We start from the raw sequence: 26080 nt of genomic DNA on the forward strand, positions 1-26080 counted from the left end.
CGGGATCCGTCCGCTTCGCAGACGGGCTTCCCGGAATCCGGAAGGCCCGCGGTGCGTGTTCCACGCCCCATTACGCGTGCTGCCGGGTGTCGGTCGGCGAGCCGTCTCGGCACCCCATGTACGACATCCAGATCAGCGACCGGGTCGAATCCCGTGGTGAGGCCCGGTCGTGTTTCGAGGGGGCATCGCCATGTTGCCGGAATCCCGTGACTTCCAGCCCGCACACCCGGCACCGCATGCCGGGCCCGTGCCGCTGCGCCCGACCGATGAGGTCATGCAGCTCGAGCGACTGGGCAGTCTCCATGGCAGCCGGATCAGTTTTATCCGAACCGTCGTCCGCAAGATGATGGATGAGGGCTGGCGGGTGGAGAACCGCCGGTTCGATATCGACCGCGATGGCTACGGTACGGCGATCTATCGCATCACCACACCCGAGCATCTCTACGAATTCGTTCTGTTTTCCCAGTATCTCGATCCCAGCCAGCGCTCGGATCGGGTCATAGCCAATGCATGGGACTGTGCCTTCGCACTGTGTGTCGGCGAGGTCGACGAGGAGCGCCTCGAGGCCCTGCGCGAGAACATCCCGCGTCAGGAGGCCGGGCGCTGTGACGCGAGCGTGATCGTGCTGTCGCGCGCGAACCGCAGCGTGCGCAACTTCGATTCCATGGTTCAAGCCCTTTCCGAGGGGCGGCAGCCGGATCCGCGTCAGATCGCGCGGGTCGGCTATCTTTACCGCACCACCGCGGTGTACGGGAATGGCAAATTCGGCATCGCCGACTATCCCAAGATCCGCGACTGGGAAGACTTCGGCCTGCCGTTCTCGGCCCAGATGTTCACGGTATACCTGCTGCGCCACTTCAGTATCGAGCAGGTGGAACACATCGCGGCGTGCCGTGCGCCGGAGACGGCCGTGCGCATGGATAATCGACTCAAGCGCTATCTCGGGATCGGCAATTCCACCGGCCTTGGAATGGCGCCTTTTCTGATCAGTCACCCGAAGCTGATCAATCAGTGGGTGCTCATGCGGGAGACGGCGATCGCGCGGTGTCTCGGCGAGACCGCGGATCGGGATCGTCTGGACCGGCTGCTGACGCTGATCGAGCGTGGCGCGCAGCACACCCGCGAGACCGGCTCGGATGACGCCCGCCAGACGGAACAGAATCAAACCCTGGTGGAAGAGCTGGAGAGCGCCCTGGACTGGTTGCGGCAACAGGCGCCGGAGGAGCGGCGGCTGTGGCAGGAGTTGTCCGACTATGCGCGGGCGCACTGGTCCCTTGAAACGCAGGAACTCCTGCATTCACTGATCATCGAGCTCTATCCGCACCGGGTTGATGAACTGGAACTCTACATGGGGGCGATCGAACAGTACGATCTCGTCCCCGATATGACACTTAATCGGCTGATTGAAGAGATCGAGTCGAATTATGACTGGGCGCTGGCGGTCGACTTCGACGATCCGGAACAGACGCGTCTGTTCTGGTATCGCTCGGCGGAAAAGGAAGAGCCCCGCCTCGGTATCCGTGGTGAAGAGCCCGGCGACGACCGGGAGATGCCCCTGGATATCGCCCGCCAGGTACGTCGGGCCTACGATGCGCTGGTGAGCTACCGGGACCAGTTCGGTGGTCGGACCACGGTGGTCGAGTTCCTGCTTGAACGACCGGGTTTCAAGGGGATTATCCGGCGCGTGCAGTCCATGTCGCAGACGACCTACGGAGAGATCCGCAAGAACCTTTTGGCGGGCGACATGCTGCCGATGCACCTGCTGCGCTGCAAACTGTCGTTTTTCGGGGCCACGAAGTTCGACCCGCGATCGAGCCGGTGGGTCCGGATCACGCTGTTCCAGGGTGCGCCGCTGCTCGAGGATATCGGCCAGCCCTTTGACGACGACTGGTTCATGCCAGTGATGCCGGATCCCGAAGAGGTGGTCGGATGAGGGTCTCCCAGAATGAACTGACCGGCCTTTGCCGGCGTGCCTTCGAGGGATTGGGGTTCCCGCCCGGAGATCATGAAGACGCGGCCGATATGGTCGTCTGGCTGGAGCAGCACGGGCTCGGCGGTGTCGACACCCTGCGGCGGGCACTGACGCGTCTCACGAGTGAGCGGCGCACTGCGATGACGCGGTCGTTCGAGGATTCGTCCCTTGGTGTCATCGATGCCAAGGGCAATTCGATCCTGCTGTGTGGCAGTCTCGCTGCCGATCTCGCCTACGCGAAGGCGCGGCGCAAGGGCCTGTCCGTCGTCAAAATCCATGACTGCTACAACCGCAAGCTCATGATGGGGTATCTGGCCCGGTGCGCCCGCCGCGGAATGAACCTGATGGCGTTCTGGCGCAACAGCGAGGATCCGGTGGTGGTGGAGCAGGTCGTTTCGATCCGGGCGTACGAGGATTACCCGACCCTGCTGCTCTACCAGATCGAGGACCAGGACGACACGCTCACGCGCAACCGCTCCGTCACGCTGATCGCATCGCCGCATTTCTCCATGTTGCAGTCACTGCACCCGGATCCGGAAGAGGCGACGCTCCTGCAGGTCGTGCGACCGGAAGATTTCGAGCGTCAGTCCAACCGGGTCTGGGAAGACGGGCTACAGGTCGAGGACGACGTCTGGTACAGGCTCAAGGAGCTATCCGGCCGTACGCTCGTCGAAGCGACCGAGGAATCGCGTAACCGTGGCGCCGGCGAGGGCGCCGAATAAGCGCGACCACGCGCAGCCGGAGCCCCCTCCATACCCGCGACGACACGGGTTTGCCCGCAGACGACGACCCCCTCCCTCGCGCGTTGACCGTCATGCCGGCCGGTGGAAGAATCCCGCCGCTTGCGGCCCCGCGTGCCCGATTCCGGCCGGGGCATGTTCGGGAAACGAAAGAGGGAAGCGCGCATGAGCGATCTGGTCAGCAGCGATTGTATCGTCGGACGGCACGGCGGCTCATCGAGCGTGCTGGACGGTATCGGCAACACGCCACTTATCGACATCGACGGTATCTGGTGCAAGCTCGAATTCCTGAACCCGTCTGGATCGATCAAGGCGCGCATCGCGAAATACATGATCGAACGCGCTGAACGGGAAGGGCGCCTGAAGCCGGGCGATACCATCGTCGAGGCGTCGAGCGGCAACACCGGCAACGCGCTGTCCATGGTGGCTGCAGTGAAAGGCTACCGGATGCTGGTGGTTATGCCGAATGGCATGACCTCCGAGCGTCTGGCGATCTCACGCGCCCTGGGCGCGGAAGTGCTGCTGGTCGGGGACTTCCACGTCAATGCCGCGCTGGAAAAGGCCGAAGAACTCGGTGGTCAGGAAGGGTATTTCTGCCCGCAGCAGTTCGCTTCCGAATGGAACGTTGAAGAGAACCGCACCTGGCTTGGGCAGGAGCTTTTACAGCAACTGCCCGAGGGCGTCGTGCCCGATGCGATCGTGGTCGGCGTGGGCACGGGCGGTACCCTCATCGGGGTCGGACAGGCCTTCCGCGAAGTGAACCCGAAATGCCGGCTGGTCGGCATGGAACCGGAAGAATCCTGCACCATCGTCTGCGGCGAAACCGGCAAGCATCTCATCGAAGGCATCGCCGATGGCTTCGTGCCGGAGATCATTTCGCGGCACCGCACCGAGATCGACGACTTCGTTTCGGTCGACAGCGATGAGGCCGTCGCCGAGATGCGCCGCATCGCCCAGAACCACGGCTGCTTCGTCGGCCCTTCATCCGGCGGCCACCTCGTCGCGGCGAAGCGCCTGCGCGAACGCAATCCCGAACTGCAGAACATCGTCACGCTGTTCTGCGATGAAGGCGAGAAATACCTCTCCGAACACTTCCGCTTCCATGATCCGAACGTCTGACGACGTGGATCAGGGAGAACCACGAATGAACACGAATGGACACGAATGCTGCCGCAGGGCAGCCGACAGCCCCGCGGAGCTTCGCTGAGCGCGGGTCGGGTCATATAGAGTAAAGGAACCACAGATGGACACAGATAAACACGGATAAAATCAAGGAAAAGTCGATAGCGAAGAGGTTTCGGGGATTCAAGGATTGCCTCGAATTTTGATCATCGTCGCCTTTGACTTTTATCTGTGTCCATCTGTGTTTATCTGTGGTTTTGCCCACCTGTAATAGCTCTCGAAGTTGTCAGCGTAGCTCCCGCGATGCGTTCGGCTGCCCTGCGGCAGCATTCGTGTTCATTCGTGTTCATTCGTGGTTCTTTTCTCGAAGTCCCCCGGACGCCGCCACTGCACGGCCATGATGCCGCCGAGTAGCAACAGGGCGGGGATGTAGATCCATTCGCTGCGCGGTTGATCGACCGGAGCGCGGATGCGTTCGATCGTCATCTCGGGCTGGTAGCGCGGGTCGTCGAGGGGGCCGTTGAAGGCCGGCTCGGCGGTCCAGTTTTCGCCGGCGCGTTGCAGGAATACGAACCCCGCCTCGCGCATACGGGTGTTGAAGTCGGCCTTCGGGCCGGTGTCGACGACCGTGACGATCGACTTCGTGTCGCCGTCATAGTCCTGACGTTCGACCACCAGGCGCAGATCTTCATTCGCCGGTAGCGCCTGCACCCAGCTTTCCAGCCTCGCCGCGGAGATGTCCTCGAACGGCGGTACGATCCGATCGATCCAGAAGCCGGGCCGGAACAGGGAGAAGGCCACGAGCAGCAGTGCCGCGGTCTCCCAGACGCGGCAGCGACGAAGGAACCAGCCCTGGGTCCCCGCCGCGAATACGAGCATACCGATGATGGCCACGACCGTGGTCAGCACCAGATGCGGGATGCTGTCGACACCGATCAGCAGGAGTTCGGTATTGAAGAGGAACAGGAACGGCAGGACGACCGTGCGGAGACTGTAGACGAAGGCATGCACGCCGGTGCGGATCGGATCGCCGCCGGACACGGCGGCGGCCGCGAACGAGGCGAGTCCGACCGGTGGCGTGACATCCGCCATGATGCCGAAGTAGAACACGAACAGATGGACGGCGATCAGCGGGACGATCAGGCCCTGTTCGCCGGCGAGCGTGACGACGACCGGCGCCATCAGCGACGAGACGACGATGTAGTTGGCTGTGGTCGGCAGGCCCATGCCGAGCACCAGGCAGATGAAGGCCGTGAGGATCAGCATGGCGAGCAGGTTGCCGCCGGAGATCAGTTCGACGAACTCGGTCATCACCTGACCGATGCCGGTCAGGGTGACGGTCCCGACGATGATCCCCGCGGTCGCGGTCGCCACGGCGATGCCGGTCATGTTGCGCGCACCGCCGATCAGGCCGTGCACGAGTTCGATCCCGCCCCGCGCGAACTCGGGAGCGATGGGAATGTCGCCGCGGAACCAGGCGAACAGGGGACGCTGCGTGAGCAGGATGGCGATCAGCGCCACCGTGGCCCAGAACGCCGACAACCCCGGTGACAGGCGCTCGACCATCAGGCACCAGATCAGCAGGATGACCGGCAGCAGGAAATGCAGCCCTGACTGGATGGTCGGGCCCGGATCCGGGATTTCGGTCAGTGGGGCGGACGGATCGTCAGCGGGTGGGCGTTCGAAACGCGCGGCATGGCGGATCAGTCCGACATGGATTGCCGCGAGCACGGCCGTGACGATCCATACGGCCGCATCGCCGGCGACCGTCCTGATCCAGCCTATTCCCCAGTAGACGGCCGCGCTCAGGATAATCAGACCGGCGATGGTAAAACCGAACGCGATGATTGCGTTGAGGGGATGCCAGGGGTGGCGCCGCGGCAACCCGCGCATGTCGCCTTTGAGCGCTTCCAGGTGCACCATGTAGAGGAGCGCCGCGTAGGCGATGATAGCCGGAAGGATCGCGTGGCGGATGACTTCGACATAGGAAATGCCGACGTACTCGACCATCAGGAATGCGGCCGCGCCCATCACCGGCGGCATCAACTGCCCGTTGACCGAACTCGCGACCTCGATTGCCCCGGCCTTGTCACGCGTGAACCCGACGCGGCGCATCAAGGGGATGGTGAACGTCCCGGTGGTGACCACGTTGGCGATCGATGAGCCCGAGATCACGCCCGTCATGCCCGAAGCCAGTACCGCCGCCTTCGCGGGCCCGCCGCGCATGGCCCCCAGCAGCGAGAAGGCGACCCGGATGAACCAGCCGCCCGCGCCGGCCTGTTCCAGCAGCGAACCGAACAGGACAAAAAGGAAAACGAAACTGGTCGAAACCCCGAGCGCGATGCCATACACGCCCTCGGTGGTCAGCCACTGATGGGACATCGCGCGATCGATGGACGCGCCCTTCCAGCGGAGCATCTCCGGAAGAATGGCGGCATCGCCGAAAAAGACGTAGGCCAGAAACACGAGGGCCACGATCACCAGGGGCAGCCCGAGCGTCCGGCGGGCTGCCTCGAGCAGGAGCAGCATGCCGATCGCGGCGACGACGATGTCACGGGTCAGGGGTATGCCGGGGCGTTCGGACAGGCCGGCGTAGAACCAGAACACGTAGGTCGCGGCGAACCCGCCCGTCAGTGCCAGCACCCAGTCGAACCAGGGGATACGGGTGTCGCCGGTGCGACCGCGGCGCGCGGGCCATGCCAGATAGGCAAGCAGCATGGCAAAGCCGAGGTGCAGCGCACGGGCCTGGGTACTGTTGAATACCCCGAAATCCAGCATGAACGGCAGAGGCGAGGCATGCCAGATCTGGAACAGGGACCAGCACAGTGCGACGGCCAGAAGGAAGTAGCCGATCGGGCCTGCCGGATGGCGGGCGCCGCTATCCGTCTCCAGCAGCCGCTGGATGGAATCCGGGTCACGGCCGGTCGTGTCGTTGGAGCCGGTCGGGTCCGTCATAGGGCACCGGTCAGGCTGGTCGGGAGGGTCGGGGCACGCCGGCCGGTCAGGGCGGACCGGCCGGCGTGTTCGCTGTCACGGCAGCCCCCGTGAGGCCGAAAACCGGCTCGCTTACCGGAGGCCGACCTCCCGGTAATACTTCAGTGCCCCGTCGTGCAGCGGGGCGGACAGACCGTCGGCGACCATTTCCTCCTTCTTGAGGACCCCGAAAGCGGGGTGGAGGGATTTGAACTGTTCGAAGTTCTCGAACACCGCGCGGACGGTCTCGTAGGCGATCTTGTCGGAGGTATCGACCGACGAAACCAGCGTCGCTCCGACGCCGTACGTCACGGTGTCGTCCGGCGTGCCCTCATACATGCCCCCGGGGATGACGGCGCGGCGATAGAACGGGTTGTCATTGATCAGCTTCTCGACCGCCGGCCCGTCCACATCGACCATGACCGCGTCACACGTGGTGGTCGCTTCCTTGATCGCTCCCGAGGGATGGCCGACGACGTAGACGAACGCGTCAATCTTGTTGTCGCACAGCGCCTGTGCCATCTCGGCCGGCTTGAGTTCGGAGGCCAGTGCGAAGTCGTCCATGGTCCAGCCCTTGCGGTCCATGAGCTCTTCCATGTTGGCCCGCTGTCCGGACCCCGGGTTGCCTACGTTCACGCGCTTGCCCTCGAGGTCATCGAAGTTCTCGATGTCGGCATCCGCGCGCGCCACGACCGTGAACGGTTCCGGGTGGAGCGAGAAGACGGCGCGCAGGCCCTCGAACGGGCCCTGATCCGCGAACCGGCTTTCACCCTTGTAGGCATAGTACTGCCAGTCGGACTGGACCACGCCGAAATCGAGTTCACCCTCCCGCATGGTGTTCAGGTTGTATACGGATCCGCCCGTACTCTCGACCGAACAGCGCAGGCCATGATCATCGCGGTTGCGATTGACGAAGCGGCAGATCGCGCCGCCGGCCGGATAGTAGACCCCGGTCACACCGCCGGTGCCGATGGTGAAGAACTCGGCGGCCACGGCGGCAGGCGCCGCGGCGATGGCACTGCCGCCGGTCAGCGCGGCGGCGAGGAGCAGGCGATGGATGGTGTGGAGTTTGTCCATGAGATTCTCCCTGTATGCTGGCGCTTCAGTGGGCGCGCCCGGCATTTCGAAAGATAGCACGCGTAGCGCGTGCTTACTGAATGACCCCGATCACACCGACAACGATCAGATAGCCGGCCAGTATCGCCCGCATGCTCCGCGGGGGCGCGACGATCAGGGCGATGCCGGCGGCGATCGAGAGAATCGGGATGAGTTCGAGGTGTAGCGTCATGGGTCGGTCCCCTGGTCGGTGGGCGGGTCGCAGGCGGGCGGCGCTGCCGCCAGCAGCTGGTCGGTGGGCAGATGGCGCAGCCGATCGAGTGCGTATTCGAACGCGCCCTCGCCGCAGAGGCCCTGGATGGCGGCCTGTTCGTAGTCGTGGCGCAGCCGCTCGATGCAGGCGCTGCGCACCCGGTCGGCGAGCGCCTCGGTTTCGGATCGGGGCGGACGGTCGCCGGACATCGGTTCAGCCGGCGGCGCAGAACCGTTCGTAGTCGATGTACGCCGGGACGTCGCCGTCGGTCGCGCACCAGGCGCAGGCGGGGTCCTGGCGGACACGGAGTTCACGGAATTCCCCGCCCAGCCCATCGAAACACAGCAGGCGGCCGACCAGCGGCTGCCCCTTGCCGAGCAGGATCTTCAGCGTCTCGAGCGCCTGCAGGGTGCCGATCAGTCCCGGAAGTACCCCCATCACGCCGGCTTCGGCGCAGGAGGGCGCCTGATCGGGCGGCGGCGGTTCCGGGTACAGGCACCGGTAACAGGGCCCGCCGTGCGGCCCGCCGGGCCAGAACACCGATGCCTGGCCGTCGAAACGGAAGACGGCGCCGTGGACGTTCGGCAGACCGAGGCGAACGCAGGCATCGTTGACGAGATAGCGGGTCGCGAAATTGTCCGAACCGTCGACGATCACATCGTAACCGTCGAAGATGCGCTCGACGTTGTCTGAGGTCAGGTGCTCGTTGATCCCGACGACCTCGACCTGCGGATTCAGCGCGTTGAGCGTATGCCGCGCCGATTCCACCTTGGGCGTACCCACGGCGGTATCGGTGTGCAGGATCTGGCGCTGGAGATTGCTGCGGTCGACCGTGTCGTGATCGACGATGCCGAGCGTACCCACACCCGCCGCGGCCAGATACAGGGCCGCCGGGGAACCGAGGCCGCCGGCCCCGATCAGCAGGACGCGCGACTCGGCCAGCCGTGCCTGCCCCTCGGTCCCGATCTCGGGCAGGCTGATCTGCCGCGCGTAGCGTGCACGGGCATCGGCGTCGAGGACGCGCGGGATCTCGAACGCGAGGCCCTCGTCCTTCCAGCGGTTGAAACCCCCACGGACCGAGCGCACGTCGCTGTAGCCGAGACGGCGCAGGCCGTCCGCCGCGAACAGGGAGCGCGTGCCGCCGCCGCAGAGCACGAGCAGGGTCCGGTCCGGATCGGGGGCTTCGCGCTCGATCTGCAGCTCGAGCCAGCTACGCGACAGGCGCAGTGCCCCGGTCGGACTGCCCTGGGCGATCTCCTCCGGCTCGCGCACGTCGATCAGCAGGGCGCCTTCATCGGCCAGCCCGCTGGCTTCGCCCGGGGTCACCTCGCCGATTTCCTGTCGCAGCTCTTCCAGGCGCCGGTCACGCGCACTCATTTCAGGGGGCCTCCGTGACGATCGGCTGCTCGTGGCAGCCACGCTCGTCGATTTGCCAGCAGCGCAGATCGCGCATGCCCGTGTTTGTAACACCCGCGATCAGGTAACTCCAGCCGGGCCAGGCCAGGTCCCGGTCGAGCGGGGACGGGGCCGGATCGCCGTGCGGATGCGAGTGCCAGACCCCGATAATACTCCGACCGCGTCGCCGGGCGGCGTGTTCCAGCCGAAGCCACGCCTCCGGGTCGATGGTATAGCGTCGGCGCGGTTCCGGGTGCACGTTCGGGAGGGGGTGAAGAGCGGTTATAACGGCCGGCCCGGCGCCGCCATGCCCTTCGAGCAGACCACAGGCTTCGAGTGGCCATGCTGTTTCGGACAGTTCCCGGATACGTCGCCGGTGGGGAGCGCGCAGGAACAGACGCGTGGCCATCAGCCCCCGGCGACGGACGGCATCACGATGACCTCGTCGCCGTCGTGGAGTTCGGTCTCCAGTCCCTGGAGCTGGCGGATATCGGTCCGGCGTACGAACACGTTGACGTACGGGCGCAGCTGGCCGTCCCGGGTGCGGATGCGCTGGATCAGTGCCTGGTGGTCTGCGCCGATCCGCTCGAGCAGTTCATCGACGTAGCCTGCCTCGGCCCGGAGCTCGCCATTGCCATCGGCGTAGGGTTGCAGAGGGGTCGGAATCCGCAGCGTCACTTCAGCCATGGGCTCATTCCATCCGTCAGGCGCATGCCAATCGTAGCACGCGCTTGCGCGTTTTCACTCGCGTTCGATCGCCTCGATCAGGGGATCCGCGCCATCGCGATGGCAGGTCAGGACGACCCGCTCGATCCGGTGGCTCCCGTGCTGTAGCGCAATGTGGGCGGCCTCCCGGGCCGCCGTCCGGCGCGGCGCGTCATCGACCGCGTTGATGACGGCGATGGCACGTGCCTGTTTCGGAATGCCCTGCAGGCCACCGTCAGCGGCACTCAGCAGTTGGCCGACGGTGGCGGGTGTAATCGGATCCCCGGGGCGCAGGCCGGTCACCGCCTCGATCCGCTCCGGCCGGTGGGCGACGCGTTCGTCCAGCGGCTCGCCGATCGCGGCCGCCGAGACGACGCACAGCACGGTGGTCGCGCTGTCCGGGATGACCGGCTCGTCCACGGCGGGCGCCTTGATCGCGCGCATCCGTGCACCGTCGGCCTTGACGAGGGTGAGGTCGAAGGCGCCTTGCCGGTGGCAGTCGCCGATCACTTCGGGCGGTACGCCGGCGACGCGGCCGGACTTCTCGCTTGGGCGCGCATAGGCCACCCGGCGGTGCTCGCGGGTGGCGGCGACCGTCGCCGGCAGGTCGGGCTCCTCGGTGATCAGCCGCCAGGCGCCGAGACGCCGCGAGAACGCGGTCATGAAAACCGTCGCGGTCATCGCCACCCGTCCGGGGTGCGCCGCGGCCAGGGCATACAGCGTGGTCTTCTTGCCGCCGGCACCGACCGCGCAGACGATCCCCCGGTCGGCCCCCAGAAGTTCGATCAGGCGCTCGCTCATGCGGTCTCGACCGTGGCCTTGACGCTGAGGATCGGCGGCAGGAACTCGGCCTGGCAGTCCCAGTGCTCACCGCGATCGCGGCTCGTGAACAGATGCCCGCTCGAGGTGCCGAAAAAGAGCCCGAGCGGATTCAGGTGATCGCTGTCCATGCCGTCACGAAGTACCGTGCAGTACACGTGCCGCTGCGGCAAACCCGCCGACAGCGCTTCCCAGTGCTGGCCCGCATCCTCCGTGCGGTAGACCCGCAACCGCCCATCGACCGGATACCGCATCTGCGTGCCCGCCTCGGGGATGCAGAACAGCGTATCCGCGCTGTCCGCGTCGGTCGCGAGCGCATAACCGAAATCGCTGGGCAGTCCCGCCGTGATCTCGTGCCAGTTTTCGCCGGCGTCGCTGCTGATCCAGGTCCCCGTGTGGCTCTGACGGAAGAGCCGGCCACCGTGACGGGGGTGTGCGAGCAGGCGGTGTTCGTTATGTCCCGCCACCGGCAGCGGGTCCGCCAGATACGGGGCGCGGACGCCTTTATTGATCGGGCTCCAGCTGGCGCCCGCGTCATCCGAGCGATAGCAGCCACCCGCGCACAGGGCGGCATAGAGCCGCTCGGGGTCGGCCCCGTCGACCTGAACGGAGTGTACCGCGAGGCCCCCCTTGGCGGGATGCCACAGCGACGCGGTCGGGTGCTGGTCGAAAGCCGGCAGCCGCGACCAGCTATCGCCTCGGTCGTGACTGACGAACAGCCCCGGCGGCTCGATCCCCGCGAACAGGGTCCCGGGCGTGGTGGCGGAGCCTGGCGCCAGACACCAAAGCGTGCGCAGGCTCTGCGGCCCCTCGTCGTCGTGGTGCCGCGGCACCTCGGGCAGCGGCTCCCAGCTGTGACCGCCGTTCCCCGTGCGGTAGACGTGCACCCCCCAGACCGGATGATGCGCCGCCGCATAACCGAAGCGCGGATCGCGCGGGTCCAGCCAGGCGCTCTGGATCTCGTACCCGGCGATATGCGGGCCATCCAGGGTCCAGGTCTCGCGGTCCTCGCTGCGGGCGACGAACAGGCCTTTGCGGGTACCGATTACGAGTGTGACGGGCATATTCGGGTTCCTGAGGGGCTGTTCAGCGCTGTTTTCGGTTCTCCCCAAGACGCAAAGGGCGCCAAGGTACGCGAAGAAGGGCAGAAGATGGTTTGCTCCGGACCGCAGGAGGCTTCGAGGACCAGGTGAACCATGATGGATACCGGATTCCGGTTCGCGGCCAAGGCCGCTCCTACGGCGATCGACCACCCGCTGCAGGAGCGGGCTTGCCCGCGAACCGGGTTCGGCGTGCACCACTTCCGCGGTTTCCTCAAAGACCTCCGCGTATCCGCATCGAGCCGTTTTTCCTTTGCGTCCCCTGGCGCTCTTTGCGCCTTGGCGAGAACTCTAACCTACTTCAGCAATTCCTCACGGCAGCGATACGGCCTCCGTCGGCTCCCACCCCTCGGCGCGGTGTTCGGCCACGACCGTGGTGTAGATGCCGCCGCGGACATTGAAGTGGCCGGTCAGGCGCAGGAAGCGCGGGTTCACCGCCGCCACCAGATCGTCGCAGATGCGGTTGGTGACGTCCTCATGGAAATGGCCCTCGTCACGGAACGACCACATATACAGCTTGAGGGCCTTCAGCTCCACGCACTGCGCGTCGGGCACGTATTCCAGCTCGAAGGTCGCGAAATCCGGCTGGCCCGTTTTCGGGCACAGGCAGGTGAACTCCGGAATCGACATCCGGATCGTGTAGTCCCGGCCCGGCCGCGGGTTGTCAAAGGTTTCGAGCGTCTTCGAGGGCTGTGTGGTCATGGGCTCCGTCCGGCGTGGTCAGCGGCGCGCATTATCGCCGATGCGCCGGGTGCTCGCATACGGTTCGTGCCGTTGGTCCGCGCGGGTTCGGGTTCTCGCCAAGGCGGGGAGGGCGCCAGGGGGCGGGAAGAAAGGCGGGAAGGGTTCACGCAGAGCCGCGGAGCGCGCGGAGGGATGGGTGAGCAGAGGCAGCCACCGGATCCCGGTTCGCGGGCAAGCCTGCTCCTACAGTGGATGGACTGCACCCGTAGGAGCGGCCTTGGCCGCGAACCGGTCTCGCCGTGCATCGCTTTCGTGTTTTCCTTGGCGCGCTCTGCGGCTCCGCGTGAAACCGCCTTTTTGCGGTATCCCCCGGGACTTTGGGGCGCTCGTGCCCTGGCGAGAACCGAAAACGGGCATCCACGGCCCCGGCGACCTTGCCGGGCACGGAGGGCGCGGGCAATAATGCCGGGTTTTCGCCCCGAACCCGCGCGGCGGGTCGGTCCGCGTCGAGGAATCGTTCCTGCATGCGACTGAGCAAGATCAAGCTCGCCGGCTTCAAATCATTCGTCGATCCCGCGACGGTCCATTTTCCCACCAATCTCGTCGGCGTGGTTGGACCCAACGGCTGCGGCAAGTCGAACGTGATCGACGCCGTGCGCTGGGTCATGGGCGAGTCGTCCGCGAAACACCTGCGCGGCGGCTCGATGGAAGACGTGATCTTCAACGGCTCCTCGCAGCGCAAACCGGTCGGGCAGGCCTCGGTCGAGCTCGTGTTCGACAACACCGACGGCACCTTGACCGGGGAGTACGCGCAGTACAACGAGATCTCGGTCAAGCGCCTGGTGAACCGTGAGGGCGCCTCGAACTATTACCTCAACAATACGCGCTGCCGGCGACGGGATATCACGGACCTGTTCCTGGGGACCGGTCTCGGGCCGCGCAGTTACGCCATTATCGAGCAGGGCATGATCTCGCGCCTGATCGAGGCCAAGCCCGAGGATATGCGGGTCTATCTCGAAGAAGCGGCCGGCATCTCCAAATACAAGGAACGCCGGCGCGAAACGGAGAACCGGATCCGGCATACACGGGAGAATCTCGAGCGCCTGATCGACCTGCGGGACGAGGTGGCCAAACACCTCGAACACCTCGCGCGTCAGAAGCGTACCGCGGAGAAGTACCGGGAGCTCAAGGCCGAGGAGCGCGAGGCCCACGCGCAGTTGCTGGCCCTGCGGTGGCGCGATATGGCCGCCGAACTGGAAGAGCGCGAGCGCCGTCTTTCCGGTGAGCGCACGCAGCTGGAAGAGGTCGTCGCCGAGCAGCGCCGTGCGGAGGCCGGGCTCGAAACGGCGCGTGAAGAACACCACGAGGCGACCGAGGCCTTCAACGCGGTTCAGGGACGTTATTACCGAATCGGTGCCGAGATCTCCTCCACCGAGCAGCAGATCCAGCACAGCAAGGATGCCCGCCAGCGCAGCCGCGATGAATTCGCCCAGGTGGAGCGCGAGCGCGCCGAGACCGAGGAACAGGTGCGTGCGGACCGCGAGCGCCTGGAGACACTGGACAACGCGCTGGCAGAAGACCGGCCTGAACACGAGCGTCTTCAGGCCAGCCGCGACGCCTCGACCCAGGCGCTGCAGGCGGCCGAACAGGCCATGCAGCGCTGGCAGACGGAATGGGATGACTTCAATCGGCGGGCGACCGAGCCGGCACAGACGGCGCAGGTCCAGCGTTCGCGCATGGAGCAGCTTGAACGCCATATCGAGCAGGCGAACCAGCGCCTGCGCAAGGTCGAGGAAGAGGCGGAGCAACTCGATCCGGAAGGCCTCGAGGTCGAGATCGAGTCGCTCGCCGAGCAGGTCGCCGAGGCCGAACGCGAGACCACGCGCCTGCAGGAGCGGCTCGCCGAGAACGGTGAGGCGCTCGAGCAGGCCCGCGGCGAGCAGACCGAAATCCGCCAGACGCTGGAGACCGCCCGCAGCGAACAGCAGGAGCTTTCCGGCCGGGTCACCTCACTCGAGGCACTGCAGCAGGCGGCGCTCGGCCAGTCCGATGAACATGTCGTCGAGTGGCTGGAGCGCCAGGGGATCGCCGGGAATCCGCGTCTGGCCCGATCACTGTCGGTCGAGTCCGGCTGGGAACGAGCGGTCGAGGTGGTGCTGGGGCCGTTCCTGGAGTCGGTCTGCATCGACGCGCTCGACCCGGTCGCCACGGCCGTCGAACAGCTCGAGGCCGGCGGCATCAGCCTCGTCGACGGCAACGGCGTCGCGGCGGCTGCGTCGGCGGACGGCAGCGCCAGCCTGCTCGAGCGTGTCGATGGCGATACGCCGTTAGCCGGCCTGCTCGCGGGCGTCCACACGGCGCCCGATCTGGACAGCGCGCTGCGCCAGCGCAACACGCTCGATGCGGGCTCATCCGTGGTTACACCGGACGGCGTGTGGATGGGCCCGAACTGGCTGCGCTTCGCGCGGCCCTCCGATGACGATGCGGGCGTCCTCCGCCGCGAACAGGAACTCGCGACCGCGCGCGAGGGACTCGAACGTGCGCAGGAAACCGTTGCCGCGCACGAGGCCGAGATCGAACGCCTCGGCGCGCGGGTGGCCGAACTCGAACGCGAGCGCGAGGATACCCAGCAGGCGCTGAACAAGGCCCACCGCGAGCACGCCGACCTCGAGTCCCGACTCGAAGGCCGGCGCATGCGCCTGGAGCAGATCGGGCAGCGGCGGAATCGGTTATCGGAGGAGGCACGCGAACTGCGCGAGCAGATCGAGCGCGAGACCGCCGAGATGCGCGAGGCCGAAACCGCGCGCAACCGGGCGCTGGAACAGAGCGAGGCCTTCGACACCGAGCGGGCCGAGCTGCAGAAGCGCCGGGAGCAACTCGCAAGCGAGCTCGAAGAGGCCCGCGAGAAGGCACGCTCCGATCAGGATGCCGGGCACCGGGTCGAATTGCGGGTCGAATCGACCCGCAGCTCGCGTGATGCCACGGCCCAGAATCTGGAGCGTATGCAGTCGCGGCTGGAACAACTGCAGCAACGCCGTGACGATCTACAGCAGACGCTCGACGGCAGCGACGAACCGATCGAGGCACTGGAGGCGGAGCTCAACGAAAAGCTCTCCGCGCGGGTCGAGATCGAGCAGGAGATGAACACGGCGCGCCAGCGTGTCGAGGAAATCGAGCAGCGCATGCGCTCATTGGAGCAGCAGCGCAGCGACGGTGAGCGCCGGGCCGGGGAGATCCGCGAGCGTGTGAGCGCCGAGCAGATGGCGGTGCAGGAGACGCGGGTCCGGCGCGAGACCGTTCAGGAGCAGCTCGATGAGATCGAGCGCGAGGCGGAGCCGCTGCTGGAGGGGCTGCCGGAGGATGCGACCGCGGACGCCTGGCAGAACCACGTAGAGCAGCTGGCGCGCAAGGTCGAACGCCTGGGGCCGGTCAACCTGGCCGCGATCGACGAGTACGAAGAACAGACCCGACGCAAGGAGTACATCGACCAGCAGCACGACGACGTCACCCAGGCGCTGGAGACGCTGGAGAACGCGATCGCGAAGATCGACCGTGAGACCCGCCAGCGCTTCCGGCAGACCTTCGATATCGTCAACCAGCAGCTGCAGGCGCTGTTCCCGCGGCTGTTCGGCGGCGGTCAGGCGCATCTCGAGATGACCGGCGACGATCTGCTGTCGACGGGTGTGACGATCATGGCGCGTCCGCCCGGGAAGCGCGTATCGAATATCCACCTGCTGTCCGGCGGCGAGAAGGCGCTGACCGCGGTGGCGCTGGTGTTCGCGTTCTTCGAACTGAACCCGGCGCCGTTCTGCATGCTCGACGAGGTCGATGCCCCGCTGGACGACGCCAATGTCGGCCGCTACTGTGATCTTGTGCGCGAGATGTCCGATCGTGTGCAGTTCATTTTCATCACGCACAACAAGCAGACCATGGAACTGTCGAATCAGCTTACGGGGGTCACGATGCGCGAAGCCGGTGTCTCACGTCTGGTCGCGGTCGACGTCCGTGAAGCCGCCGACTTCGCGGAAGCCTGAGTAACGTGCCATGGAGCCGTTGCGCTGGATTCTGCTGCTGATCGGACTGCTCCTGATCGCGGTGATTTATTGGTTTGGTCGCCGCCAGGGGCAGGATGGGCGGCGCGAGGGCCTGTTCGAACGGGCTCGGCGTGCGGCGCGCGAGGACCGGGACAGGGACGAACCGGCCGGGGACCCGGTCGAACCTGATCTCGATATCGGTGATATCGATATCCATGGTTTCGACGTCGAGGGCCGGCCGGGTGAGGCTCGCGAGACGCCGCAGCGGTCGACGACCGCCCGTGAGCCGGATACCCGCGATGACTCCGGGGATCAGCCGGCGACGGCAGGGCGGGAACCGGGCGAGCCGGGTGGTCGGGCCGAGGCCGATCCGGACGCCGCGGCGGAACCGCCGCCCGATACCGGGCCCATGCAGCCGTCGCGGGATCCCGGCCCGTCGGATCCCTGGGTCGACTCCGCACCTGAACCGGAGCGCACTCGGGAGCCGGATCCGGCAAGCGACCCGGCGCAGGAAGCCGGAGCCGGGCCGGAACCGCAATCGAAACCGGAACCGGAACCGGAACCGGAACCGGAACCGGTGGTAGCGCGCCCCGGATCCACCACCGCGACCCCTGAAGCCGCCGACGCGGCAGCGCCCGGGCACGGGGCGACAGACACCGCGCACCAGCCCTCTTCGGAGGGGCAGCGCGGGGATCGGCAGTCGCCGGGTCGCGCGGTGGACAGCGCGGCCGAGGAACGGGTCGTGGTCCTGCATGTCGTCGCGACCGAGGGCGAGCGGCTCGTCGGCGCGCGGCTGCGCGAGGCGCTGGAGTCCTGCGGGATGCGCCATGGCGCCTACAGCATCTTCCACGCCAGCGACAGCGAGGGCAGCATCGTCTTCAGCGCCGCCAACGCGGTCGAACCGGGGACGTTCGACCGGTCCACCATGGACACCCTGACAACGCCCGGAATCGCCCTGTTCATGCAGGTGCCTGGTGCGCAGGCCGCCGAGACCGTATTCGACCGTATGCTGAGCACCGCCCGCGCGGTGGCCGATGCCCTGGACGCACACGTTCTGGACGAGCGCCACAGTACGCTCACCCGCCAGACCGAACAGCACCTGCGCGAAGAACTGCGCCTGCTCGATCGACGCACGGGTTCGTTACAGCGATGAACGCCGATTCCGGAACGGCGGCCGAACGGGCCGCGGTGCTGCGCGAGCGCCTGCACCACCATAACTACCGCTATTACGTACTGGACGACCCGGAGGTCACCGACGCCGAGTACGACCGCATGTTGCGGGAACTCCAGGACCTGGAGGCGGAGCACCCCGAACTTCAGACCCCGGACTCGCCGACGCAGCGCGTGGGTGCGCCGCCGCTGGAGAAATTCGATACCGGCGCGCATCTCGTCCCGATGCTGTCGCTCGAAAACGCGTTCGACGAGGCCGAGATGACCGAGTTCGATCGGCGCGTGCGCACACGCCTCGAGACCGAAGCCGCCGTCGACTACTGTGCCGAGCCCAAGCTCGATGGCCTGGCGGTGAGTCTGCTCTATGAGGACGGGGTCTTCACGCGCGGCCTGACCCGTGGGGATGGCACCACCGGCGAGGACGTCACGGTGAACCTGCGGACCGTCGCCTCGCTGCCCCTGGCCCTGCGGGGAGACCGGCCGCCGTCGCGGCTGGAGGTCCGCGGTGAGGTCTTCATGCCGCGCGACGGGTTCGAACGGATCAACGCCGACCACCGCGAACGAGGCGTCAAACCGTTCGCCAATCCGCGCAATGCCGCCGCCGGCAGCCTGCGCCAACTCGATTCCCGTATCACAGCGAAGCGACCGCTGCGGCTGTGCTGCTACTCGGTGGGCGTGATCGAGGGTGTGGCGCTGCCCGACACCCAATACGAGACCCTGGAATGCCTGCAGGCCTGGGGCCTGCCCGTGTCACCGGAGCGGCGCCGGATCAACGGACTCGAAGCGGCCCGCGCCTGCTACGACGATCTTGCGACGCGGCGCGCGGAACTCGCCTACGAGATCGATGGTGTCGTCTTCAAGGTCGACTCCCTGGCCGCGCAGGCCGAGCTCGGTTTCGTCGCCCGCGCGCCGCGCTGGGCGATCGCGTGGAAGTTCCCGGCCGAAGAGCAGATCACCGTGCTGCGCACGGTCGAGTTCCAGGTCGGCCGCACGGGTGCGATCACACCGGTGGCGAAGCTGGAGCCCGTTACGGTGGCCGGTGCCCGCGTCTCCAATGCGACGCTCCACAATATGGATGAAGTCGCGCGCAAGGATGTCCATATTGGCGATACGGTCGTCATCCGGCGGGCGGGGGACGTAATTCCGGAGGTCGTGCGCGTGCTGCCGGAAAAGCGGCCGGAAGGTGCCCGCGTGCCGGAAATGCCGACGACCTGCCCCGTGTGTGGCTCCGACGTCGTGCGCGAGGAAGGGGAGGCGGCACATCGGTGTACGGGTGGGCTGTACTGCCGGGCGCAGCGCAAGGAGGCGATCCGGCACTTCGCCTCGCGGCGGGCGCTGGATATCGATGGGCTCGGTGAGAAGATCATCGATCAGCTCGTCGAACGCGACCTGGTCGAACATGTCGACCAGTTGTTCAGTCTGCGCCATGAGGATCTGGTCTCCCTGGAGCGCCTCGCGGACAAGAGCGCGCGCAACCTGCTGGATGCCCTGGAGGCGGCGAAGGAGACCACCCTGGCGCGATTCGTCTACGCGTTGGGTATCCGCGAGGTCGGGGAGGCGACCGCCAAGGCACTCGCGGCCCACTTCGGCTCGCTCGATGCGCTCATGGAGGCCAGCGAGGAACAGCTCTGCGAGGTGCCGGACGTAGGGCCGGTCGTCGCGCACTCGATCCGCACGTTCTTCGAGCAGCCGCACAATCGGGAAGTCATTGCGGCCCTGCGTACGGCCGGGGTCGCCTGGACCGAGGGCGAACCCGCGGGGGGCGGCCCGAAACCGTTGGCCGGATCGACATATGTCCTCACCGGCAGCCTCGAGGAGATGACCCGCGAGGCCGCCAGCGAGCGCCTTCAGGGCCTGGGCGCGAAAGTCACCGGCAGTGTCTCGAAAAAGACTACGGCGGTCATCGCCGGGGCCGATCCGGGCTCCAAGGTCGACAAGGCACGCGATCTCGGCGTCCCGGTGCTTGGTGAGGCGGACCTTCGCGAACTGCTGGACGTCCGGTAGGTGTACTTTCTCTGGAGTCTGTCCGCACGACCATGAGCCTGTTGCGCGCGCACCACGGCGACCGCTACGGCACCCATGCCTCCTCCGGCCGGCCCCTGGCGACTTCGGTGACGATCCCCTGATGAACGGGATATGGATGCGAGATGAACCCGGAGCGAGGATGACTCGGGAGTCGATCACCACTGCTATCATTCCGCGTTTTGTTCGCTCGCGTGTCCATTGCGCGCATGCCCGTGGCGTTATGCCCGGGGAGACTGCAGGCATGCCTGAGCGACCGCCACGCACAGGGACTCCCGTGAGACAGAACGTATGAGCTGGTGGGGCAAGCTGGTTGGAGGCGCGTTCGGCCTGATGGTCGGCGGGCCATTGGGTGCGGTCCTCGGGGCCGCGTTGGGGCATTCCTTCGACCGTGGCCTCAACGGTATCGAGAGTCCGCTCGGCGGCGCCGGCTCGCAGGAGCGGGCCCAGGCGGCGTTCTTTACCACCACCTTTTCCTGCATGGGCCACCTGGCCAAGGTCGACGGCAAGGTATCTCCCAGCGAGATCCAGCTCGCCGAGGCCGTCATCCAGAAGATGCAGTTGACGCCGGATCAGCGCGAAGCGGCAATCCGGCTGTTCAATCAGGGCAAGCAGTCGGATTTCGACCTGGACGGCACGCTGCGCCAGTTCCGCGACGAATGCCGCCGGCGCACGAACGTGATCCAGATGTTCATCGAGATTCAGCTGCAGGCGGCCTACGCGGATGGTGATCTCGACCAGGCGGAAGAACAGCTGCTGCTGCACATGTGCTCGATTCTCGGGATCCCGGAGCAGCGGTTCCGGCTGCTCGAGCGCATGCTGCGCGGCGGTCAGCGGAGTCAGCAGCGCGCCGGCGGCCCGCCGCGTCAGGAGGGCATGAGCCTCGCCGATGCGTACGAGATCCTGGGCGTGTCGAAAGACGCCAGCGATGACGAGGTCAAGAAGGCATACCGGCGGCTGATGAGCCAGCATCACCCGGACAAGCTTGTATCGAAGGGGCTGCCCGATGAAATGGTCGAGATGGCGAAGTCCAAGAGCCAGGACATCAGCCTGGCGTACGAGCGGATCCGCGAGGCGCGCGGCCACTGAGCGGCACGGGGATACACACCCGTAGCGCCAATTCCCGGGCAAAGGGATTCCGCACGCCGGGACGGTCGTGTACGGTCGGTTCAGGGATCATCAAGGGGAAGACTTATGGCACGTGGTTCGAGGAGTACCGTTCAGGCCGTCGGCGCGGCCCTGAGCGTTGTCGGGGCCGGGCTGATCGTATGGGGATACCGCGAGTCGCAGTCACTGGGCGATCAGTTCGCCTCGGCGGTCACCGGGGACCCGACAAATGACGTTGTGCTGTTCTACGTGATTGGCGGTGCCAGTCTCGTCGCCGGGCTGGTCCTCCTGTTCCGAAAGTGACCGTGCGATAAGCAATGACCACGGTTGAACGCCGCAACCTGCTGGTCGTCGCCCACGACCCCTCGCCGAACACGCAGCGGATGGTCGAGGCGGTCCTGCGCGGTGCCGGGCACGAAGATATCGAGCGGGTCGATACGCGGCATGTGCGCCCGCTGGAGGCGGGCCCCGACGATGTGCTCGCCTGTGACGCGGTCATCCTCGGCACCACGGAAAACCTCGGCTACATGAGCGGTGCGCTCAAGGACTTCTTCGATCGCACGTACTACAACGTGATCGAGCAGACGGAAGGACTGCCGTACGCGCTGTATGTGCGTGCGGGTATGGACGGCACCGGGACGCGCCGGGCGGTGGAGAGCATCTGCACCGGGCTCAGCTGGCGGCCGGTGCAGGAACCGTTGGTCTGCCGCGGCTCATGGGACGACGCCTTTTTGGAGCAGTGTGAGGAACTCGGTCTCTACATGGCCGCGAGCCTCGATACCGACATTATCTAGGCGGCAGGCGGCAGGCGGCAGGCGGCAGGCGGCAGGCGGCAGGGGTAAGGGCCAAGGGCCAAGGGCCAAGGGCCAAGAGCGAAGGGCCAAGGGCGAAGGGCGAAGGGCGAAGGGCGAAGGGCGAAGGGCGAAGAGCGGCATTACGTAGGCCGGCATTGCACGGTGATATGCACCGGCCGGTATCCACCGCCGCGGACCGCGCAAAGCCGGTCTACGTTCGGTAGCAGCCCGCGAAGGGATGATGCCGCGGGCGGTGCACAGCCGGCCTCCATTCGGGGGTGGGGTCAGGGTCCGTCGGCGCTCGGATCGGGAAGGAACCCGAAACGCTTCGGGACGTCCGCACGGCGGATGAAGCCGACATCGATCGCCCGGCCGTCGTGCACCAGTTGCAGACCTGCACTTTCCCCCGCCTGCAGGGTCTCGACCGCATTCTCCAGCGTTTCCGGCGCCGCGCGTTCACCCGCTTCGTCGACCAGCCATTCGGCCACCGCGGCGAGGGAGTCGCTGTCCACGAGACCGATACCGGCCTCGAAGTGGAGCAGGAGGTTGCCCTCGTCGTCGATCCACGCGCCGTCCACCGCGTCCACATGCTCGCCGGTATGGCGGCACAGATCGTCGCCACCGTCCACGTAGAGCACCCAGGGCGTGTAATCGAGTGTCACGAAGCCGCGCTGCGGGCCGTTCTGGAAAAACCAGCGGCCCTGTTCATCGCGGTCGTAATTGCGGTTGATGAAACCGACCAGACCGCCGTGCGTGATCGTTTCGCCCTTCAGGCGCCAGTGACCGGATTCATCCAGCGACAGCCAGCCGGCCAAACCCGGCACATCGGGCCACTTCGCCATCGCCGCGCGGACGGTCTCGTCCATTCTTTCGAGCCTCGGCCTGGATTCCTGGGGGAATGTAGCAAAGACGGCCGGCAGGTGGCAGGGCCAAGGGGGCGTTCGTAGGCGCGTTTTCGCCGAAGGCGAACGCGCGCGGTCGCGCCTCTGCCGGGGATCCGGCGCTCCGGGCGTGCCGCGCGCATTCGACCGGTGCGGTGGCCCGGTCGAAGACGCGCCTACGTCTGCGTTCCCGTGGTTTCCACGAACAGGCGCCGCCACTGCCGGAAGCCCTCGGCGCGGATCGTGAGTGCGTCCGCCAGGGCGTCGAGGTGACGGTCGATGTAGGCGGTTACGCCGTCGATGTCGCGTACGATCCAGTCGTCGCGCGTGGCGGGCGTGCGCGCCTCGGCGACCGGCAGCATTGCCGTTCCCCCGCAGCATCCGTGACGCGGTGACTGGCGCAGGGTCACGATGCCGCCGTGGCGCTGGATCCAGTCGATGGCGTCGGTGTCGATCGTGAGCCGGAGTCCGTGTTGTTCCGTCATCCGGGAGCAACAGCGGGTTGGGCGACCGGGAAATGGCCGCGCGTTCGATTGGCGATCCGCACGAGGGCCAGCATCAACGGCACCTCCACGAGCACGCCGACCACGGTCGCGAGCGCCGCACCGGACTGCAGTCCGAACAGCGAGATGGCCGCCGCCACCGCAAGCTCGAAGAAATTGCTCGCGCCGATCATGGCACCGGGGGCCGCGATGCCGTGTGGCACGCGCCAGGCACGCGCCCACCCGTAGGCGATCGCGAAGATCAGGAAGGTCTGGATGATCAGCGGGATCGCGATCAGCGCGATGTGCAGTGGATTATTCAGGATCACCTCGCCCTGGAAGGCGAACAGCAGCACGAGTGTCAGGATCAGACCGATCGGGGTGACCAGGCCGATGCGTTTCATGAACACGTTGTCGAACCAGTCGATACCCCTGCGGCGGATCAGGATCAGGCGCGTGATATAGCCGGCGGTGAGCGGGATGACGATGTACAGCAGCACGGAGATGGCCACGGTTTCCCAGGGGACGGCGATATCCGACAGACCGAGCAGGAATACGACGATGGGCGCGAAGGCGAACAGCATGATCAGATCGTTCACGGAGACCTGCACCAGCGTATAGGCCGCATCGCCCCGGGTCAGGTAGCTCCACACGAACACCATCGCCGTGCAGGGCGCCGCACCGAGAAGGATCGCGCCGGCCAGGTATTCGCGGGCCAGTCCGGCGGGGATCAGTGGTTCGAAAACCACGATCAGGAAAAACCAGGCGATGGCGAACATGCTGAAGGGCTTGATCAGCCAGTTCACGGTGGTCGTGATGATCAGTCCCCGGGGCTGACGGCGGACCCCGAGAATCGAGGCGAAGTCGATCTGGACCATCATCGGAAAGATCATGGCCCAGATCAGGACCGCCACCGGGATCGAGACCTGCGCGTATTCGTAGCGGGACAGTGCATCGGGGATCGCGGGTGCGAATTGCCCGAGCATGATGCCGGCGATGATAGCCAGTCCGACCCAGACCGTGAGCCAGCGCTCGAACAGGCCCATGCCTGAGCGGATATCGGGTTCGTGATCGGTGGCTGCGGGCGTATCGTTCATGAACTCTCCGTATTGATCAGCCGGTGCTTTGTCGCGGCTGGCGGGGGCGTGATCGGCCGTCGATGAAACCAGGGCGATCGCTGCGGCTCGGCCGCGAAGGCCCGGGATCAGGCTGCTCCCGGTGCTTCACCGTCCCCGATCGCGCGTACGCGGTGCTGGCTGGACAACCGGTCGAGACTGGCCAGGGGCAGGTTCAGGAACAGTTTGATACGGCGCTCGAAATCCGCCAGGACATTGCGATAGGCCTGCATGCGGCGCGCATCGTCGCCCTCGACCCTGGCCGGATCCGGCAATCCCCAATGGGCCGTAATGGGCTGGCCCGGGAACACCGGGCACTGCTCGGCCGCGTGATCGCAGACCGTGATGACGAAGTCGAACGGTGGCGCATCCGGGCCGGTGTAGACGTCCAGGGATTTGGAGCGCAGCCCGTCGGTGGGCAGGCCATAGCGTTCCAGTAACTGCAGCGCGAGAGGCTGGATCGTCCCGGTGGGCGCGCTGCCCGCGCTGTGCGCCTCGAAGCGGTCGCCGCCCCAGTGCCGCAACAGACTCTCGGCGATGATCGAGCGGGCGGAATTGCCCGTACACAGAAAGAGTATGCGCCAGGGTTCATCGGGGTGCTGGGCGGTCATGCGGATCTCCGTTGGCTCGCGGGGTGGCAGTCGGTGCCGCCGCAGCAGTTTTCGGTGAGGTAATCGACCAGCGCATGCATGTGCCCGAACGCGGCGCGATAGATCCGCTCCCGGCCAGAGGTCTGGCGCTCGATCAGGCCGGCGTGACGCAGGGCCGAAAGATGGAATGACAGCGTTGCCGGCGCCAGTCCGAGCGTCGACGCGATCTCGCCGGCGCACATGCCCTCCGGGCCCTGCTGGACCAGCAGCCGGAAGATCTCGAGCCGACTCGGTTGGGCGAGGGCAGCGAGTGCGTCTACTGCTGTATCTGTTTCCATATTTCCAGAATAGTCGAAATATTGTCCCTGGCGCAATTGCTCTTTTCGAATGCCCGTTGCTCAGGAAGGGCGGCGTCGCCGCCGGGGCAGGGGGTCAAACACATGGGTCTCGACGACCCACTCGTCCACGGTGGCGTGCAGCACGAAACAGCCCGGTCCACCGTACGCCCGGCTGCGCCCGGCAGCCCCGGGATTCAGGATCCACGGAGCCGGCGTATATTCGATCGCACGCCGATGGCTGTGGCCGAGGACGATCGCGGCGGCGTCCGGGGCCTGCTCGCGCAGGCGCCGGTGTCGTGTGCGTGCCGGCAGACGATGCCCGTGCACGATCCAGAGTTGTCCGCCCGGCAGGTCGATCGTCGCCGTCTCCGGGAGACCATCGAGTGCCGCCCGGTCGGCGGCGGGCCAGTGTCGCGCTGTATCGTTGTTGCCACTCACGGCCACGACCCGCGCATGATCCGCCCCAAGCGCCTCCAGGATGCACGCGGCACCGATATCGCCCGCGTGCACGACGAGATCGCAGGCCCGTGCGACCTCGGCGATCCGCGGATCGAGCCAGCCATGGGTGTCGGCGAGCAGGGCGACGTGCACGATTTCGGTCATCCGCGTGGTGGGATTCTGGTCCGGCGACGATTTTGTCTCGCCGACCCGAGTGCCGGGGACATTTGTAACAGACGCGACGGCAACATGCGGGCGCGCGGGGAAAAATGTAACCGGAGTGGCATTGT

At 66.4% G+C, this 26080-nt stretch carries 25 protein-coding genes; 9 read left to right on the plus strand and 16 right to left on the minus strand.

The window, feature by feature from the left end; all coding sequences use genetic code 11:
• Positions 1-190 precede the first annotated feature (190 nt).
• The 3 genes from A0W70_RS02720 to A0W70_RS02730 all read left to right on the plus strand — a co-directional run bounded on the left by A0W70_RS02720 (position 191) and on the right by A0W70_RS02730 (position 3831).
• Complete coding sequence (locus A0W70_RS02720) at positions 191-1933, plus strand: hypothetical protein (protein ID WP_217495363.1); 1743 nt, start codon at positions 191-193, stop codon at positions 1931-1933.
• A complete protein-coding gene (locus A0W70_RS02725; RefSeq protein ID WP_070988076.1) occupies positions 1930-2694 on the plus strand; it encodes a DUF3726 domain-containing protein in 765 nt (254 codons plus the stop codon). Before A0W70_RS02720 ends, A0W70_RS02725 begins: the two co-directional genes overlap by 4 nt.
• A gap of 183 nt (positions 2695-2877) precedes the next feature.
• Positions 2878-3831, plus strand: a complete 954-nt coding sequence (locus A0W70_RS02730; RefSeq protein ID WP_070988079.1) for a PLP-dependent cysteine synthase family protein — start codon at positions 2878-2880, stop codon at positions 3829-3831.
• Positions 3832-4170: 339 nt separating this feature from the next.
• Here A0W70_RS02730 and A0W70_RS02735 read toward each other — a convergent pair whose 3' ends face one another.
• The 10 genes from A0W70_RS02735 to queF form a co-directional block, all read right to left on the minus strand.
• Positions 4171-6789: a TRAP transporter permease gene (locus tag A0W70_RS02735; RefSeq protein WP_070988081.1), complete on the minus strand. Its 2619-nt coding sequence runs from the start codon at positions 6787-6789 to the stop codon at positions 4171-4173.
• Positions 6790-6900: 111 nt separating this feature from the next.
• Positions 6901-7884, minus strand: a complete 984-nt coding sequence (locus A0W70_RS02740) for a TAXI family TRAP transporter solute-binding subunit (protein ID WP_070988083.1) — start codon at positions 7882-7884, stop codon at positions 6901-6903.
• 73 nt (positions 7885-7957) lie between these two features.
• Positions 7958-8095, minus strand: a complete 138-nt coding sequence (locus A0W70_RS16690; protein WP_139150673.1) for a DUF3096 domain-containing protein — start codon at positions 8093-8095, stop codon at positions 7958-7960.
• Entirely contained in the window at positions 8092-8325 is a 234-nt protein-coding gene (locus tag A0W70_RS02745; RefSeq protein ID WP_070988085.1) for a hypothetical protein, read from the minus strand. Before A0W70_RS02745 ends, A0W70_RS16690 begins: the two co-directional genes overlap by 4 nt.
• 4 nt (positions 8326-8329) lie before the next feature.
• The gene (gene moeB, locus A0W70_RS02750; protein ID WP_070988087.1) at positions 8330-9493 is read right to left on the minus strand and encodes a molybdopterin-synthase adenylyltransferase MoeB; all 1164 of its coding nucleotides are present in this window, start codon (positions 9491-9493) and stop codon (positions 8330-8332) included.
• A 1-nt stretch (position 9494) separates the two neighbouring features.
• Entirely contained in the window at positions 9495-9920 is a 426-nt protein-coding gene (locus A0W70_RS02755) for a M67 family metallopeptidase (RefSeq protein ID WP_070988089.1), read from the minus strand.
• Positions 9920-10198: a MoaD/ThiS family protein gene (locus tag A0W70_RS02760; RefSeq protein ID WP_070988091.1), complete on the minus strand. Its 279-nt coding sequence runs from the start codon at positions 10196-10198 to the stop codon at positions 9920-9922. Before A0W70_RS02760 ends, A0W70_RS02755 begins: the two co-directional genes overlap by 1 nt.
• A 54-nt stretch (positions 10199-10252) precedes the next feature.
• On the minus strand, positions 10253-11017 hold the full coding sequence (yqeC, locus tag A0W70_RS02765; RefSeq protein WP_070988093.1) for a selenium cofactor biosynthesis protein YqeC: 765 nt from the start codon (positions 11015-11017) through the stop codon (positions 10253-10255).
• Positions 11014-12099, minus strand: a complete 1086-nt coding sequence (locus A0W70_RS02770; protein WP_070988095.1) for a WD40/YVTN/BNR-like repeat-containing protein — start codon at positions 12097-12099, stop codon at positions 11014-11016. The genes yqeC and A0W70_RS02770 overlap by 4 nt, the downstream gene beginning before the upstream one ends.
• Positions 12100-12447: 348 nt before the next feature.
• Complete coding sequence (queF, locus tag A0W70_RS02775; RefSeq protein ID WP_070988098.1) at positions 12448-12837, minus strand: preQ(1) synthase; 390 nt, start codon at positions 12835-12837, stop codon at positions 12448-12450.
• 506 nt (positions 12838-13343) lie between these two features.
• Here queF and smc point away from each other — a divergent pair.
• The 6 genes from smc (at position 13344) to A0W70_RS02805 (ending at position 21946) form a co-directional block, all read left to right on the plus strand.
• A complete protein-coding gene (smc, locus tag A0W70_RS02780) occupies positions 13344-16853 on the plus strand; it encodes a chromosome segregation protein SMC (protein WP_070988100.1) in 3510 nt (1169 codons plus the stop codon).
• 10 nt (positions 16854-16863) lie between these two features.
• Positions 16864-18006, plus strand: a complete 1143-nt coding sequence (gene zipA, locus A0W70_RS02785; RefSeq protein WP_070988102.1) for a cell division protein ZipA — start codon at positions 16864-16866, stop codon at positions 18004-18006.
• The gene (gene ligA, locus A0W70_RS02790) at positions 18003-20027 is read left to right on the plus strand and encodes an NAD-dependent DNA ligase LigA (RefSeq protein WP_070988104.1); all 2025 of its coding nucleotides are present in this window, start codon (positions 18003-18005) and stop codon (positions 20025-20027) included. The genes zipA and ligA overlap by 4 nt, the downstream gene beginning before the upstream one ends.
• A 309-nt stretch (positions 20028-20336) precedes the next feature.
• On the plus strand, positions 20337-21134 hold the full coding sequence (gene djlA, locus A0W70_RS02795) for a co-chaperone DjlA (protein WP_070988106.1): 798 nt from the start codon (positions 20337-20339) through the stop codon (positions 21132-21134).
• Positions 21135-21239: 105 nt separating this feature from the next.
• Positions 21240-21455: a DUF3185 family protein gene (locus A0W70_RS02800; protein WP_070988108.1), complete on the plus strand. Its 216-nt coding sequence runs from the start codon at positions 21240-21242 to the stop codon at positions 21453-21455.
• Positions 21456-21469: 14 nt separating this feature from the next.
• Positions 21470-21946 (plus strand): flavodoxin family protein, encoded by a 477-nt coding sequence (locus tag A0W70_RS02805; RefSeq protein WP_070988110.1) that lies wholly within the window; start codon positions 21470-21472, stop codon positions 21944-21946.
• Between the two features lie 284 nt (positions 21947-22230).
• On the opposite strand, the gene A0W70_RS16930 is transcribed toward A0W70_RS02805, so the two are convergent.
• The 6 genes from A0W70_RS16930 to A0W70_RS02835 form a co-directional block, all read right to left on the minus strand.
• Positions 22231-22812, minus strand: a complete 582-nt coding sequence (locus tag A0W70_RS16930) for a DUF2946 family protein (RefSeq protein ID WP_070988112.1) — start codon at positions 22810-22812, stop codon at positions 22231-22233.
• A gap of 191 nt (positions 22813-23003) precedes the next feature.
• Positions 23004-23312 (minus strand): CC/Se motif family (seleno)protein, encoded by a 309-nt coding sequence (locus A0W70_RS16935; RefSeq protein ID WP_070988114.1) that lies wholly within the window; start codon positions 23310-23312, stop codon positions 23004-23006.
• Complete coding sequence (arsB, locus tag A0W70_RS02820) at positions 23309-24406, minus strand: ACR3 family arsenite efflux transporter (protein WP_217495364.1); 1098 nt, start codon at positions 24404-24406, stop codon at positions 23309-23311. Before arsB ends, A0W70_RS16935 begins: the two co-directional genes overlap by 4 nt.
• A gap of 107 nt (positions 24407-24513) precedes the next feature.
• Entirely contained in the window at positions 24514-25035 is a 522-nt protein-coding gene (locus A0W70_RS02825; RefSeq protein WP_070988116.1) for an arsenate reductase ArsC, read from the minus strand.
• Positions 25032-25352 carry an ArsR/SmtB family transcription factor gene (locus A0W70_RS02830; protein ID WP_070988118.1) on the minus strand — a complete coding sequence of 107 codons (321 nt, stop codon included), beginning with the start codon at positions 25350-25352 and terminating at the stop codon, positions 25032-25034. Before A0W70_RS02830 ends, A0W70_RS02825 begins: the two co-directional genes overlap by 4 nt.
• A gap of 60 nt (positions 25353-25412) precedes the next feature.
• On the minus strand, positions 25413-25955 hold the full coding sequence (locus A0W70_RS02835; RefSeq protein WP_070988120.1) for a metallophosphoesterase family protein: 543 nt from the start codon (positions 25953-25955) through the stop codon (positions 25413-25415).
• Positions 25956-26080: the final 125 nt, after the last annotated feature.

The sequence above is a fragment of the Halofilum ochraceum genome (genome assembly GCF_001614315.2).
Classification (GTDB): Bacteria; Pseudomonadota; Gammaproteobacteria; order XJ16; family Halofilaceae; genus Halofilum; species Halofilum ochraceum.

Coding starts and splice junctions, on each gene's coding strand:
- A0W70_RS02835 (WP_070988120.1), bottom strand. CDS start 25,955: ATGACCGAAATCGTGCACGTCGCCCTGCTCGCCGACACCCATGGCTGG.
- zipA (WP_070988102.1), top strand. CDS start 16,864: ATGGAGCCGTTGCGCTGGATTCTGCTGCTGATCGGACTGCTCCTGATC.
- A0W70_RS02720 (WP_217495363.1), top strand. CDS start 191: ATGTTGCCGGAATCCCGTGACTTCCAGCCCGCACACCCGGCACCGCAT.
- A0W70_RS16690 (WP_139150673.1), bottom strand. CDS start 8,095: ATGACGCTACACCTCGAACTCATCCCGATTCTCTCGATCGCCGCCGGC.
- djlA (WP_070988106.1), top strand. CDS start 20,337: ATGAGCTGGTGGGGCAAGCTGGTTGGAGGCGCGTTCGGCCTGATGGTC.
- A0W70_RS02800 (WP_070988108.1), top strand. CDS start 21,240: ATGGCACGTGGTTCGAGGAGTACCGTTCAGGCCGTCGGCGCGGCCCTG.
- A0W70_RS02770 (WP_070988095.1), bottom strand. CDS start 12,099: ATGCCCGTCACACTCGTAATCGGTACCCGCAAAGGCCTGTTCGTCGCC.
- A0W70_RS02755 (WP_070988089.1), bottom strand. CDS start 9,920: ATGGCCACGCGTCTGTTCCTGCGCGCTCCCCACCGGCGACGTATCCGG.
- smc (WP_070988100.1), top strand. CDS start 13,344: ATGCGACTGAGCAAGATCAAGCTCGCCGGCTTCAAATCATTCGTCGAT.
- A0W70_RS02760 (WP_070988091.1), bottom strand. CDS start 10,198: ATGGCTGAAGTGACGCTGCGGATTCCGACCCCTCTGCAACCCTACGCC.
- A0W70_RS16930 (WP_070988112.1), bottom strand. CDS start 22,812: ATGGACGAGACCGTCCGCGCGGCGATGGCGAAGTGGCCCGATGTGCCG.
- A0W70_RS02830 (WP_070988118.1), bottom strand. CDS start 25,352: ATGGAAACAGATACAGCAGTAGACGCACTCGCTGCCCTCGCCCAACCG.
- queF (WP_070988098.1), bottom strand. CDS start 12,837: ATGACCACACAGCCCTCGAAGACGCTCGAAACCTTTGACAACCCGCGG.
- A0W70_RS16935 (WP_070988114.1), bottom strand. CDS start 23,312: ATGACGGAACAACACGGACTCCGGCTCACGATCGACACCGACGCCATC.
- A0W70_RS02735 (WP_070988081.1), bottom strand. CDS start 6,789: ATGACGGACCCGACCGGCTCCAACGACACGACCGGCCGTGACCCGGAT.
- A0W70_RS02745 (WP_070988085.1), bottom strand. CDS start 8,325: ATGTCCGGCGACCGTCCGCCCCGATCCGAAACCGAGGCGCTCGCCGAC.
- A0W70_RS02740 (WP_070988083.1), bottom strand. CDS start 7,884: ATGGACAAACTCCACACCATCCATCGCCTGCTCCTCGCCGCCGCGCTG.
- yqeC (WP_070988093.1), bottom strand. CDS start 11,017: ATGAGCGAGCGCCTGATCGAACTTCTGGGGGCCGACCGGGGGATCGTC.
- A0W70_RS02730 (WP_070988079.1), top strand. CDS start 2,878: ATGAGCGATCTGGTCAGCAGCGATTGTATCGTCGGACGGCACGGCGGC.
- A0W70_RS02825 (WP_070988116.1), bottom strand. CDS start 25,035: ATGACCGCCCAGCACCCCGATGAACCCTGGCGCATACTCTTTCTGTGT.
- moeB (WP_070988087.1), bottom strand. CDS start 9,493: ATGAGTGCGCGTGACCGGCGCCTGGAAGAGCTGCGACAGGAAATCGGC.
- A0W70_RS02805 (WP_070988110.1), top strand. CDS start 21,470: ATGACCACGGTTGAACGCCGCAACCTGCTGGTCGTCGCCCACGACCCC.
- ligA (WP_070988104.1), top strand. CDS start 18,003: ATGAACGCCGATTCCGGAACGGCGGCCGAACGGGCCGCGGTGCTGCGC.
- arsB (WP_217495364.1), bottom strand. CDS start 24,406: ATGAACGATACGCCCGCAGCCACCGATCACGAACCCGATATCCGCTCA.
- A0W70_RS02725 (WP_070988076.1), top strand. CDS start 1,930: ATGAGGGTCTCCCAGAATGAACTGACCGGCCTTTGCCGGCGTGCCTTC.